The following is a 13,402-nucleotide window of genomic DNA, read 5'->3' as shown; positions in this document are numbered from 1 at the left end:
CATGCCGGCGTGGCGCAATATCAGTTTGTGGATGGATCAACTCGACGAGCCGCTCACCGCGCGCCCGGCGCTGGAGCAGGATCTGGACGTCGATGTGGCAATCATCGGCGCCGGTTACACCGGGCTCTGGACCGCGTATTACCTGAAGAAACTCGCCCCCGGCCTGGACATCGCCATCGTCGAAGCGCAAACCGCGGGTTTCGGCGCGTCCGGGCGTAATGGCGGCTGGCTGATGGGCAATCTGCTCGGCGAAGATCGGCTGTTGGCCGGGCTGTCGCCGCAGCAGCGCCGGGCCTCGTTCGATCTGCTGCACAGCATTCCCGATGAAGTTGAAGTGGTGCTCGAGCGCGAAGGCATTGACTGCGACTACCGCAAGGGCGGCGTGCTGTATTGCGCCGCACGTTATCCGGAGCAGGAAGCCAGCCTGCGCGAGTACCTCGATCAATTACATGCCCAAGGCCTGACCGACAACGATTACCGTTGGCTCAGTCCCGAGCAACTGGCGCAGCAGATTCGCGTGGCCAAGCCTTATGGCGGTATCTATGCGCCGCACGTGGCGACGATTCATCCGGCGAAACTGGTCCGGGGTCTGGCGCGTACCGTGCAGAGCATGGGCGTGAAAATCTACGAAAACAGCCCGGTCACGCACTGGCAGTCGGGCAGTTTGCGCACCGCCAAGGCCAGCGTGCGCAGTCGCTGGATCGTTCCGGCCGTCGAAGGTTATTCGGTAACGCTGCCGCCGCTGGGGCGTTATCAATTGCCGGTGCAGAGCCTGATTGTCGCCACCGAGCCTTTGTCGGCAGCAACCTGGGACGAAATCGGCCTCAATCGCGGACAGGCCTTCAGTGAGTTCAGCCGGCAGGTCACCTATGGCCAGCGCAGTGCCGATAACCGTCTGGTGTTCGGCGCGCGGGGCGGTTATCAGTTTGCCGGTCAACTGCGCCACAACTTCGACCTGACCAAGGATGAAGTGCAACTGCGCCGCTATCTGTTCGGCGAACTGTTTCCGCAACTGAAAAACGTACAGATCACCCACGCCTGGGGCGGCAATCTTGGCATGTCGCGGCACTTCAAACCGCACATGCTCTGTGATCGCGCCAACGGCATCGCATTGTCCGGCGGATATGGCGGGGAGGGTGTCGGCGCGAGCAATCTCGGTGGCCGCACCCTGGCTGATCTGATTCTGGAGCGTGACAGCGAATTGGTGCATCAGCCATGGGTGCTACCGGATGGCGGGATTCACGCGCTGCGCGCCTGGGAGCCGGAGCCGTGCCGCTGGCTCGGTTACAACGCGATCATCAAAAGCTTCGTCCATGAAGACCAGACCCTGGCCAATCCGGCCACTGCACCTTGGCGGCGCAAGCTCGCCAGCAAAGTGGCCGGATTCATGGAAGGTTTCATGCACTAAACGTCGTTTATTTCCAAAACAGGTAACGCCATGAGCATCACGCAGTTCAAAAACACCGCCAGCCTGCAACTCGATGAGTCCAACCCGGTGGCGGTGCCCCTCGGCACGCCAGTTGCCATTGCTTCGACCACCCGCGTCGAGCGCGACGACGGTGTTGAAACCGGCGTCTGGGAATGCACCCCGGGCCGCTGGCGCCGGCAGATCGTCGCTCAGGAGTTCTGCCATTTTATTTCCGGTCGCTGCACGTTCACCCCGGATGACGGCGGCGAAACCCTGCACATACAAGGGGGCGACGCACTGATGTTGTCCGCCAACTCGCTCGGGATCTGGGACATCCAGGAAACCGTGCGCAAGACCTACGTGCTGATTTTCTGATTGTTTGATCCTTTTTGATTGCCTGCCAACAACAATAGCCATTACAGGAATCGACCCATGATCCAGAAAGTACTCACTTTGGCGCCGCTGCTGCTGGTCGCCTCGATCAGCCACGCCGCCGAAACGGTCAAGGTTTACAACTGGTCCAGCTACATTGCGCCGGATACCACCAAGAATTTTCAGAAAGAAACCGGCATCGGCGTCACCTACGACGTGTACGACAGCAACGAAACCCTCGATGGCAAGTTGATGACCGGCAACTCCGGTTACGACGTGGTGTTTCCGTCCAACCACTTCATGGCGCGGCAGATTCAGGGCGGGGCGTTGAAGAAACTCGACAAGAGCCAGTTACCCAACTGGAAAAACCTCAACCCGGTATTGCTCAAGGCCTTGCAGACCAACGATCCGGGTAACGAGCACGGTTTCCCGTACCTGTGGGGCAGCACCGGTATTGGCTACAACGTGGCGAAGATCAAAGAAGTGCTGGGCGATGACGCGCCGGTGGATTCCTGGGACCTGATCTTCAAGCCTGAGTACATGGCAAAGCTGCAGAAGTGCGGCGTGGCGATCCTTGATAACGGCCCGGAGCTGCTGCCAGCGGCGCTCAACTACTTGGGGCTGCCACACCACAGCAAGAATCCCGAGGATTACAAGAAGGCCGAAGCCTTGCTGATGAAGGTTCGCCCTTACGTCAGCTACTTCCATTCCTCGAAGTACACCAGCGATCTGGCCAACGGTGATATCTGCGTGGCGGTCGGGTTCTCCGGCGACATCCTGCAAGCCGAAAGCCGCGCCAAAGAAGCCAAGAATGGCATCGAAATCGGCTACGCGATTCCAAAGGAGGGTGCAGCGATCTGGTTCGACATGGTCGCCATGCCCGCCGATGCCCCGGACGAGAAGGCCGGTTACGCGTTCATGAACTACTTGCTGCGCCCGGATGTGATGGCCGACATCAGTAACTCGGTGCATTACGCCAATGGCAACGAGCAGGCCGACAGCCTGATCGACCCGGAAATCAAGAACGACACCAAGGTCTACCCGAGCCCGGAAATGATGGGCAAGCTGTTCGCACTGGAAGCGATGCCGCTGAACATCGACCGGATTCGCACCCGCGTCTGGAACAAGATCCGTACCGGTAGCTAATCAAGCCCCAAACCCCCTGTAGGAACTGCCGAAGGCTGCGATCTTTTGATCTTGTTTGAAAGCAAAATCAAAAGATCGCAGTCTTCGGCAGCTCCTGCTTTTATGCGCTTAAAACCTTGATATCAATACACTGGCATCGCACTAATAAAGTGCAGAAAAGTGAGACGCACCCGACAAAATACAACTTACCGATATTTAATATTTAAATAAGAAATCGTCAGACAATTAGGCGATTTGACCTAACTTACAAACTTCTTTCGACTGCACGGGCATTGTTTACGGGCACTTGCCGGAACAGCGCAATTGGATCTCAAAAAAACGCTAGACGTCTCATTTCAAATTGTGTCAGGTTTCTGATGCCTTCATTGGGCGAGTGATAGGACGATCTCGCCAGAGATTGTCGCTATCGGACAAAAACTGTTCCATTGCTAAACAAGGAAGTGTGTTTATGTCGAAAGTAAAAGCTAATGCTATTGATACCGCCGAGCAGGCTTTCCAGCTGTTCGCAGCGCCACAACCACTGGCCGCAGCCAGCACGGCGTATAACCAGATCAATAGCTTCAGCCATCAATATGATCGTGGCGGCAACCTCACGGTCAATGGCAAACCCTCCTTTTCCGTCGACCAGGCCGCTACCCAGCTGCTACGCGACGGCGCTGCCTACCAGGACAAGGATGGCAGCGGCAAGATCGAACTCACTTACACGTTCCTGACTTCGGCATCGTCCAGCACGATGAACAAGCACGGGATCACCGGGTTCAGTCAGTTCAATACCCAACAGCAAGCCCAGGCCAAGCTCGCCATGCAATCCTGGGCCGATGTCGCCAACGTCACCTTTACCGAGAAAGCCACCGGCGGTGACGGTCATATGACTTTCGGTAACTACAGCGGCGGTCAGGATGGTGCGGCAGCGTTCGCTTACCTGCCAGGCACTGGCGCCGGCTATGACGGCACCTCGTGGTACCTGACCAACAGTAGCTATACGCCGAACAAGACGCCTGATCTGAACAACTACGGTCGTCAGACGCTGACTCACGAAATCGGCCATACCCTGGGCCTCGCGCACCCTGGCGACTATAACGCCGGTAACGGGAATCCGACTTACAACGACGCAACCTACGGGCAAGACACCCGCGGCTACAGCGTCATGAGTTACTGGAGCGAAAGCAATACCAGCCAGAACTTCAGCAAGGGTGGCGTCGAAGCCTACTCGTCCGGCCCGTTGATGGACGATATCGCTGCAATCCAGAAACTTTACGGTGCCAACACCACCACCCGTACCGGTGACACCACCTACGGCTTCAACTCCAACGCCGGTCGCGATTTCCTCAGCGCCTCGTCGTCGAGCGACAAGCTGGTGTTCTCGGTTTGGGATGCGAGCGGCAAGGACACTCTGGATTTTTCGGGTTTCACTCAGAACCAGAAGATCAACCTCAATGAAGCCTCGTTCTCCGACGTTGGCGGCCTGGTGGGTAACATTTCCATCGCCAAGGGCGCAATCATCGAGAACGCCATCGGCGGTTCGGGTAACGACCTGCTGATCGGCAACTCGGTGTCCAACGAACTGAAGGGCGGTGCCGGCAACGACATCCTCTACGGGGCTGGCGGTGCGGACAAACTGTGGGGCGGCGCAGGTTCGGACACTTTTGTGTTCGCGGCCAGTTCCGACTCCAAACCGGGTGCGATCGATCAGATTCTCGACTTTGTCAGCGGTCTGGACAAAATCGACCTGACCGGTATCACCAATGGCGCAGGCCTGCACTTCGTCAGCTCCTTCACCGGCGCTGCGGGCGATGCGGTTCTGACCTCGTCGGGCGGTAACAGCCTGCTGTCGGTGGATTTCTCCGGGCACGGCGTTGCGGACTTCCAGGTCAGCACCGTTGGCCAGGCAGCGACCAGCGATATCGTAGCTTGATGTAACACAGGAAAGCGGCGCGTCATGCGCCGCTTTCTTTGCTTGCAGCGGAATGTCCTGTAAACAAGGCTACGGGCCGGAGCGAAATTTCCTATGATCCGAAGCGCTTTTACCTGCACAACGACGGCGTGGCTGATGGCGGCGCTGATGATGATTTCTGGAGAGACAACCATGGCAAGCAGCCTCAGACTCGAAGAACCCTCGGTATTTGCCGGGCGCTGGCTGGCAACGCTGAACGTTCGCAATGAAGCGCCCGAAACTCAGGCACTGCAAGACAAGCCATCGAATACCTGCACCATTGAGCTGAAGTCCAATCAGACTCTGGGCGAGGGCAGCGATTGCCTGGGCGCCTGGCTGGAAGAAGCGCCGATCGGCTGGTTTCCCGATCCGGACGGGATCTCGATCACCGGCAAGGAAGGTTCAAGAATCCAGTTCTTCAGTCGACAACGTGACGGGTTATATCTGGCGAATTTGAAGTCGGGGTTGAACATCAAGCTTGAGCGAGTTACGCCATAGCCCAAACTCGATATGCCGTAACAGACCGTATATAAAGAATCGCGCCGTGGTCATAAGCAGCGCTTCGGTGCATGTCGGCTGTACTGATGGCTGAAAGTTGTTATTAAAGTGTAAGCGGGTAGTTGCAATGTATGTCCAGGCGTCGCGTGGATAATTAATGAAGCCTCGCCAAAGAGTGGCGGGAATATCTTTCAGGGAATAACCAATGAAGATGGCGCAGGCCCCAGCCACCGCTCCCTTATTCAAGGCACTGGGTGACTATAAAAGCATTCTGATCAGCGTCGGATGCTTTACCGCACTGATAAACGTGCTGATGCTGGTGCCGTCGATTTATATGCTGCAGGTCTATGACCGAGTGCTGTCTTCACAGAACGAAACCACTCTGGCGATGCTGTCGCTGATGGTGGTCGGGTTCTTCGTCTTCATTGGCATGCTGGAAGTGGTGCGCAGCTTTATCGTGATCCGCATCGGCAGCCAGTTGGAGCGCCGCTTCAATCTGCGCGTTTATCAGGCTGCATTCGAGCGCAACCTGTTCAAGGGCGAGGGCAACGCCGGGCAATCGCTGGGCGATCTGACCCACATTCGTCAATTCGTCACCGGTCCCGCGCTGTTCGCGTTTTTCGATGCGCCGTGGTTCCCGGTCTACCTGTTTGTGATTTACCTGTTCAACGTCTGGCTCGGCGTGCTCGCCACGGCGGGTGCGCTACTGCTGATCGCGTTGGCGTGCCTCAATGAATACATGACCAAGAAGCCGCTGGGTGAAGCCGCCGGCTACTCGCAAAAGTCCAGCCAGTTGGCCACCAGCCATCTGCATAACGCCGAAACCATTCAGGCGATGGGAATGCTCGGTGCACTGCGCAAACGCTGGTTTGGCGTGCACTCGCGTTTTCTTGGCCTGCAAAACCAGGCCAGTGATACCGGTGCAGTAATCAGCTCGGTCAGTAAAACCCTGCGTCTGTGCCTGCAATCGCTGGTGCTGGGGCTTGGTGCGCTGCTGGTGATCAAAGGCGACATGACTGCCGGGATGATGATTGCCGGTTCGATTCTGATGGGACGCGTGCTCAGCCCTATCGATCAATTGATTGCGGTTTGGAAGCAGTGGAGCGGGGCGAAACTTGCGTACCGTCGTCTCGATGCGTTGCTGCAAGCCTATCCGCCAAGCGATGAAGCCATGGCGTTGCCTCCGCCGAAAGGCCAGATCACCTTTGAACAGGTGAGTGCCGGGCCTCCGGGCCAGCGCGCCGCGACGTTGCACATGGTCAATTTCAATCTGGGTGCCGGTGAAGTGATGGGTGTGCTCGGCGCTTCCGGTTCCGGCAAATCGACCCTGGCGCGGGTGTTGGTCGGCGTGTGGCCAACCCTCGGCGGCACTGTGCGTCTGGACGGCGCCGATATTCATCGCTGGAACCGCGACGATCTCGGCCCTTATATCGGTTACCTGCCGCAAGACATCGAACTGTTCAGCGGCAGCATCGCCGAGAACATCTCGCGTTTCAGTGATCCCGATCCACAAAAGATTGTCGCTGCCGCGCAGCAGGCTGGCGTGCACGAAATGATTCTGCGCATGCCGCAAGGCTACGACACTCAACTGGGCGAGGACGGCAGCGGTCTGTCCGGCGGCCAAAAGCAACGTGTTGCCCTGGCGCGAGCCCTTTACGGCAACCCGAGCGTGGTGGTTCTGGACGAACCGAACTCCAACCTCGACACCGTCGGCGAAGCCGCACTGTCCAGCGCCATCGTGCAATTGAAGGCGCAGGGCACCACGGTGATTTTGGTCACGCATCGTTCTTCGGTGTTGGCCCAGGCCGACAAATTGCTGGTGCTCAACGATGGTCGTTTGCAGGCCTTCGGCCCAAGCCATGACGTGCTCAAGGCACTCTCAGGCGCCCAGGAACAACAACGGGAAAAACCTGCGCAAGCACCGGGCGGGCTCAGCATGAGCCGGCAGTATCAGCCCACGACAAGGAATTCGGGTGTATGAGCAGCGCGAGCATGAACACTGAAAACGAAGCAAGTATGGAGCACGCTTACGTCGCCGAGCGCCCTGAGCGCGATGCGAAATTCTTCGCGCGTATGGGCTGGATTCTGGCAATTGTCGGCGCCGGCAGTTTCTTCACCTGGGCGGCATTGGCGCCGCTCGATCAAGGGATTCCGGTGCAAGGCACGGTGGTGGTGTCGGGCAAGCGCAAAGCCGTGCAATCGATGAGCAGCGGCGTGGTCAGCCGGATTCTGGTGCGCGAAGGAGAAATCGTGAAGCAGGGCCAGCCGCTGTTCCGCCTCGACCAGACTCAGGTCGCCGCCGATGTGCAATCGCTGCAAGCCCAGTACCGCATGGCCTGGGCCAGCCTCGCACGCTGGCAGGCCGAGCGCGACAATCTCAAACAAGTGACCTTTCCTGCGGAGCTGAGCAACGACCCCGACCCGCGTCTGGCGATGGTGCTTGAAGGTCAGCGACAGTTGTTCAGCAGCCGCCGTGAAGCGTTTTATCGTGAGCAGGCCGGGTTGCGCGCCAGTATCGAAGGCGCCACCTCGCAACTGGCCGGCATGCGTCGGGCACGTACCGACATGAATGCCCAGGCAGACTCTCTGCAGCAGCAGTTGAGCAACCTGCAACCGCTGGCGGACAACGGCTACATTCCGCGCAACCGCTTGATGGAATATCAGCGTCAGCTGTCGCAAGTGCAGCAGCAACTGGCAGAAAACACCGGTGAAAGTGGCCGTGTCGAGCAGGGCATCCTCGAATCGCGCCTGAAGCTGCAACAGCACGGCGAGGAATACCAGAAGGAAGTCCGCACCCAACTGGCCGACGCGCAGCTGAAAAGCGTCACGCTCTCCGAACAACTGACCTCGGCCGGTTTCGATTTGCAGCACAGCGAGATCCTCGCGACGGCCGATGGCGTGGCAGTCAATCTCGGCGTACATACCGAAGGCGCCGTGGTGCGTCAGGGCGAAACCCTGCTGGAAATCGTCCCGCAAGGAACCACCCTGGAAGTTGAAGGGCATTTGCCGATCAACCTGATCGACAAGGTCGGCTCGCACTTGCCGGTAGAAATCCTGTTTACCGCGTTCAACCAGAGCAAAACCCCGCGTGTACCGGGCGAAGTCAGCCTGATTTCCGCCGACCAGATGGTCGACGAGAAAACCGGCGTGCCGTACTACGTATTGCGCAGCAGCGTCAGCGACCAGGCCATGGAAAAACTCAACGGACTGGTGATCAAACCCGGTATGCCGGCAGAAATGTTTGTGCGCACGGGTGAGCGCTCGCTCCTCAACTATCTGTTCAAACCGCTGCTCGACCGGACCAACTCTGCGTTGAACGAAGAATAAGGATGTTCGGTTGTATGAATAAGCTTTCGATGCTGGGGGCGGCGCTTGCGCTGCTCGCGGGCAACAGTGCATGGGCGGCCATGGGGCCGTTCGATATCTACGAACAGGCGTTGCGCAATGATCCGGTGTTCCTCGGTGCGATCAAGGAGCGTGACGCGGGACTTGAGAATCGTGCCATTGGCCGCGCCGGGTTGCTGCCTCGGCTTGGGTACAACTACAACAAGGGCCACAACACCTCGAAGGCCACTTCGCTGGACGAGCGGGCTCGCAATAAAACCGATGACCGCAGCTACAACAGCTATGGCTCGACCTTGACCCTGCAACAGCCGTTGCTCGACTACGAAGCCTACGCTGCGTATCGCAAAGGCGTGGCGCAGTCGCTGTTCGCCGACGAAAACTTTCGCGGCAAGAGTCAGGAACTGTTGGTGCGGGTGCTCGACAACTACACCAAGGCACTGTTTGCTCAGGATCAGATCGACATCGCCCAGGCGAAGAAAAAGGCCTACGAGCAACAGTTCCAGCAGAACGAGCACATGTTCAAGCAGGGCGAGGGCACGCGCACCGACATTCTTGAAGCTGAATCGCGCTATGAACTGGCGACGGCGGAAGAGATCGAGGCGCGCAATGAACAGGACGCCGCGTTACGTGAACTCGGTGCGCTGGTCGGCGTGCCGGCCGTAGACATCAGCGACCTCGCGCCGCTGGATCAGAACTTCCAGACGTTCGCGCTGATGCCGGCAAACTACGACACCTGGCATGAACTGGCGATCAGCAACAACCCGAACCTGGCGTCTCAGCGTCAAGCGGTGGAAGTCGCGCGTTATGAAGTGGAGCGCAATCGCGCCGGGCACTTGCCGAAAGTCAGCGCCTACGCCTCGATGCGTCAGAACGAATCGGAAAGCGGTAACACCTACAACCAGCGCTACGAAACCAACACCATCGGTTTTGAAGTGAACGTGCCGCTGTATGCCGGTGGCGGCGTGTCGGCATCGACGCGTCAGGCCAGCCGCACCATGGAGCAGGCCGAGTACGAACTGGACGGCAAGACCCGCGAGACGCTGATCGAATTGCGACGCCAGTTCAGCGCCTGTCTGTCCGGGGTCAACAAGTTGCGTGCGTACCAGAAGGCACTCAGTTCGGCTGAAGCGCTGGTGGTTTCGACCAAGCAAAGCATTCTCGGTGGTGAGCGGACCAATCTGGACGCGCTGAACGCCGAACAACAACTGTTTACCACCCGCCGCGATCTGGCCCAGGCGCGTTACGACTATTTGATGGCGTGGACCAAGTTGCATTACTACGCGGGCACTTTGAGCGAGCAGGATCTGGCTCGGGTGGATGAGGCGTTCGGCCAAGGACCCAAAAGCAATCCGCGTTGATGGTTTTGTACTGACCTGTGGCGAGGGGATTTATCCCCGTTGGGCCGCGAAGCGGCCCTGTAGCTATTCAGGCAGAACGATTCGGCTGGGATAGCGACTGCTGCGCAGTCGAACGGGGATAAATCCCCTCGCCACAGGGAAGCGGTGTTTCCCTTGGCAAACAACTCTAAAAACATAAGAAAAGTGAGTGGTAAACATGGACGTACGCATCAAGCCGGCAGCGGTCGGTACCCTTTTGCTCGCAGTTTCTATTGCGCAGGCTCAGGCGCAATACCTGGAGTCAGGCAAACCCGGTGATCCGGCCAGTTGGCGCAGCGCCGAATTCCTGCGCGATTGGGGACTTGAGCGGATGCAGGCCGACCAAGCGTACGCCGCCGGTATCACCGGCAAAGGCGTGAAAATCGGCGCGCTGGACTCAGGCTTCGATGCCAGCCACCCGGAATTCGCCTCCGCGCGTTACCACCCGGTCACGGCCAGCGGCAGCTACGTCGACGGCTCGCTGTTCAACGTCGATGGTACCCTCAATCCGAACAATGACTCCCACGGCACCCACGTCGTTGGCACCATGGGCGCCAGCCGCGATGGCACCGGTACTCATGGCGTTGCCTACAACGCGCAAATCTACGTCGGCAACACCAACAACAACGACAGTTTCCTGTTCGGACCCAATCCCGATCCACGCTATTTCAAAGCGGTCTACGACTCTCTGGCCGATGCCGGCGTGCGCGCGATCAACAACAGTTGGGGCAGTCAGCCACCGGATGTCAGCTATCGCACAATGGCTGATCTGCACGCCGCCTACGCCCAGCACTGGAACAAAGGCACGTGGATCGATGCCGCCGCCGACGTCTCACGTCGCGGGGTGATCAACGTGTTCAGCGCCGGCAACAGCGGTTACCCGAATGCCAGCGTGCGCTCGGCGCTGCCGTACTTTCAGCCAGACCTCGAAGGCCACTGGCTCGCAGTGTCGGGGCTGGATCAAAGCAATCAGCAGAAATACAACCAGTGCGGCCTCGCCAAATACTGGTGCATCACCACACCGGGGGCGAAGATCGACAGCACCATTCCCGGTGGCGGTTATGCGATCAAGTCCGGCACCTCGATGTCCGCGCCACATGCGACGGGCGCGCTGGCACTGGTGATGGAACGCTATCCCTACATGAACAATCAGCAGGCACTCGAAGTGCTGCTGACCACCGCCACGCAACTCGACGGTTCGGTCACCGATGCGCCGACCGAGCGAGTCGGCTGGGGCGTGGCCAACCTGAACCGGGCGATGCGCGGACCGGGGCAATTGCTGGGTGCTTTCGATGCGAATCTGGCGGCCGGGCAGAGTGATGTCTGGAGCAATGCGATCTCCGACAAGGCGTTGATCCAGCGCCAGAGCGAAGACCTCGCCGAACACAGCGCCTGGCAGCAGACCCTGCAAGACAAAGGCTGGCAGAGCGGCGTGCCGAGTGGTGCCAGCCAACAGGATCAGACCGATTACGCAGTGGGCATGGCTCGCGATGCTGCTGCGGCAAATCGGGTTTATCAGGGCAGCCTGATCAAGTCCGGAGCAGGGCGCCTGATCCTGACCGGCGACAACACTTTCCGTGGCGCGACCACGGTCAATGGCGGCTTGCTCAGCGTCAACGGCTCGCTGACTTCAGCGGTTACCGTGAATGACAGCGGCACCCTCGGCGGCTCCGGGCGAGTCGCCTCCCTGACCGCCAACAGTGGCGGTCGCGTGGCGCCGGGCAATTCGATTGGCACTTTGAACGTCGCCGGCGACGTGACATTCGCCCCGGGTTCGACCTATGCCGTGGAGTTGTCGCCCACCAGCAGCGACCGAATCGTTGCCGGCGGTACTGCTACGGTCAGTGGCGCAACGGTCAGTCTGTCACTGGAAAACAGCCCGACACTGCTCAGCGCCACCGAGGCAAAAAGTCTGCTCGGGTATCAGTACGACATCCTGCAAGCGGCGGGCGGCGTTCAAGGTCAGTTCGGCGCCGTGGTGCCGAATTACTTGTTCATCGGCGGCAGCCTCGATTACGCCGGCAACGGCATTCAGCTCAACATTGAACGCAATGCCACAGCGTTCGCCAGCGTCGGCCAGACCCCGAACCAGCGATCAGTGGGTGCAGCGGTTGAAGACTTGGGCGCAGGCAATTCGGTGTACGAAAGCCTGCTGCTGTCGGAATCGGCAGCCTCGGCGCAACAGGCGTTCCAGCAACTGAGCGGGGAAATCTACCCGGCGCTTGGTTCGGTATTGATCAACGACAGCCGCCAATTGCGCGACGCGGTCGGCGAGCGTCTGCACGATGCTTCAGCGAAGCAAAACAATGGCTGGATCAAGGCACTCGGCGCTTGGGGTACCACCGATTCGAGTCATGACACTGCGGGTTACAGCACCTCGATTGGCGGCTTGCTGGCGGGTGTCGATGGCGCGCTGGACGAGCAGACGCGTATCGGTCTGGTCACCGGTTACAGCGACAGTTCATTGAGCATGGGCTCGGGCACGCATTCATCGGCCAAGGTCGACAGCTATCACCTCGGCGCTTACGCCGGTCACGACATCGGCGCATGGCGTTTGAGCACAGGCGCGGCTTACAGCTGGCATCGCGCTGATGTGAAGCGCGATCTGCAATACGGCGACGTCAGCGCCAAACAGAAGGCCAAGGTTGATGCCGCGACGACTCAAGTGTTCGGTGAAGCGGCGTATCGACTGAAGCTGCAACCGGTGGAGCTGGAACCTTTCGCCAACCTGGCCTACGTGCATCTCGACACTGATGGTTTCACCGAGAAAGGTGACGCAGCGGCGCTGAAAAGTAGCGGCGATCAACGCGACGCGGTGCTCAGCACCCTCGGCCTTCGGGCGATCAAGACGATCAATCTGTCGGCGCAACAGCAACTGGACTTGAGCGGCCATCTCGGCTGGCAGCACAGCCTGAGCGACATCGAATCGGAACAGCATTTGCGTTTTGCCAGCGGCAGCACGCCGTATTCGGTTGAAAGCTCGGCATTGGTGCGCGATGCCGCGCTGGTCGGGGTGCAGACGAGTCTGGCATTGACGCGCGATGTTCGGGTCAACCTCGATTACAGCGGGCAGTTGGCTAGTCGCGAGAAGAGCCATGGCGTGGGGCTGAGCCTGAACTGGCAGTTCTGAGTCTTCTCAATGGCTCCAGCACATTTTTGTGGCTGATCACTTTCCTGTGGTGAGGGGATTTATCCCCGTTCGGCTGCGCAGCAGTCGCAATGCATACAGCTCGGTTCAGTTGGAGGAATGCAGGGGGCGCTTCGCGACCCAACGGGGATAAATCCCCTCGCCACAGGGGCTACAGCCAATTTTTTGAAACGGAT

Annotated in this window: 9 protein-coding genes; all 9 read left to right on the top strand. The window is 59.1% G+C overall.

Going from position 1 to position 13,402, the window contains the following annotated elements; translation table 11 throughout:
• Position 1: 1 nt before the first annotated feature.
• Complete coding sequence (locus ACTWLJ_RS22080; protein ID WP_401208465.1) at positions 2-1,408, top strand: NAD(P)/FAD-dependent oxidoreductase; 1,407 nt, start codon at positions 2-4, stop codon at positions 1,406-1,408.
• Positions 1,409-1,438: 30 nt separating this feature from the next.
• Positions 1,439-1,783, top strand: a complete 345-nt coding sequence (locus ACTWLJ_RS22075) for a cupin domain-containing protein (RefSeq protein ID WP_445178439.1) — start codon at positions 1,439-1,441, stop codon at positions 1,781-1,783.
• Between the two features lie 57 nt (positions 1,784-1,840).
• Complete coding sequence (locus tag ACTWLJ_RS22070) at positions 1,841-2,926, top strand: polyamine ABC transporter substrate-binding protein (protein ID WP_445178438.1); 1,086 nt, start codon at positions 1,841-1,843, stop codon at positions 2,924-2,926.
• Between the two features lie 448 nt (positions 2,927-3,374).
• Positions 3,375-4,841, top strand: a complete 1,467-nt coding sequence (locus ACTWLJ_RS22065) for a serralysin family metalloprotease (RefSeq protein ID WP_445178437.1) — start codon at positions 3,375-3,377, stop codon at positions 4,839-4,841.
• 93 nt (positions 4,842-4,934) lie between these two features.
• Positions 4,935-5,357, top strand: coding sequence for an AprI/Inh family metalloprotease inhibitor (locus ACTWLJ_RS22060; RefSeq protein ID WP_445178436.1), 423 nt, complete (start codon positions 4,935-4,937; stop codon positions 5,355-5,357).
• Between the two features lie 205 nt (positions 5,358-5,562).
• Complete coding sequence (locus tag ACTWLJ_RS22055) at positions 5,563-7,338, top strand: type I secretion system permease/ATPase (protein WP_445178435.1); 1,776 nt, start codon at positions 5,563-5,565, stop codon at positions 7,336-7,338.
• Positions 7,335-8,684 carry an HlyD family type I secretion periplasmic adaptor subunit gene (locus ACTWLJ_RS22050; RefSeq protein ID WP_445178434.1) on the top strand — a complete coding sequence of 450 codons (1,350 nt, stop codon included), beginning with the start codon at positions 7,335-7,337 and terminating at the stop codon, positions 8,682-8,684. Before ACTWLJ_RS22055 ends, ACTWLJ_RS22050 begins: the two co-directional genes overlap by 4 nt.
• A gap of 2 nt (positions 8,685-8,686) precedes the next feature.
• Entirely contained in the window at positions 8,687-10,060 is a 1,374-nt protein-coding gene (locus ACTWLJ_RS22045; RefSeq protein ID WP_445178433.1) for a TolC family outer membrane protein, read from the top strand.
• Positions 10,061-10,256: 196 nt separating this feature from the next.
• Positions 10,257-13,208, top strand: a complete 2,952-nt coding sequence (gene eprS, locus ACTWLJ_RS22040; protein ID WP_445178432.1) for an autotransporter serine peptidase EprS — start codon at positions 10,257-10,259, stop codon at positions 13,206-13,208.
• The last annotated feature ends 194 nt before the right edge of the window (positions 13,209-13,402 follow it).

The organism is Pseudomonas sp. McL0111, assembly GCF_052567255.1.
The sequence above is the reverse complement of the archived record's forward strand: the minus strand, read 5'-3'. Positions and strand labels throughout refer to the sequence as shown.

Coding starts and splice junctions, on each gene's coding strand:
- ACTWLJ_RS22080 (WP_401208465.1), top strand. CDS start 2: ATGCCGGCGTGGCGCAATATCAGTTTGTGGATGGATCAACTCGACGAG.
- ACTWLJ_RS22075 (WP_445178439.1), top strand. CDS start 1,439: ATGAGCATCACGCAGTTCAAAAACACCGCCAGCCTGCAACTCGATGAG.
- ACTWLJ_RS22070 (WP_445178438.1), top strand. CDS start 1,841: ATGATCCAGAAAGTACTCACTTTGGCGCCGCTGCTGCTGGTCGCCTCG.
- ACTWLJ_RS22065 (WP_445178437.1), top strand. CDS start 3,375: ATGTCGAAAGTAAAAGCTAATGCTATTGATACCGCCGAGCAGGCTTTC.
- ACTWLJ_RS22060 (WP_445178436.1), top strand. CDS start 4,935: ATGATCCGAAGCGCTTTTACCTGCACAACGACGGCGTGGCTGATGGCG.
- ACTWLJ_RS22055 (WP_445178435.1), top strand. CDS start 5,563: ATGAAGATGGCGCAGGCCCCAGCCACCGCTCCCTTATTCAAGGCACTG.
- ACTWLJ_RS22050 (WP_445178434.1), top strand. CDS start 7,335: ATGAGCAGCGCGAGCATGAACACTGAAAACGAAGCAAGTATGGAGCAC.
- ACTWLJ_RS22045 (WP_445178433.1), top strand. CDS start 8,687: ATGTTCGGTTGTATGAATAAGCTTTCGATGCTGGGGGCGGCGCTTGCG.
- eprS (WP_445178432.1), top strand. CDS start 10,257: ATGGACGTACGCATCAAGCCGGCAGCGGTCGGTACCCTTTTGCTCGCA.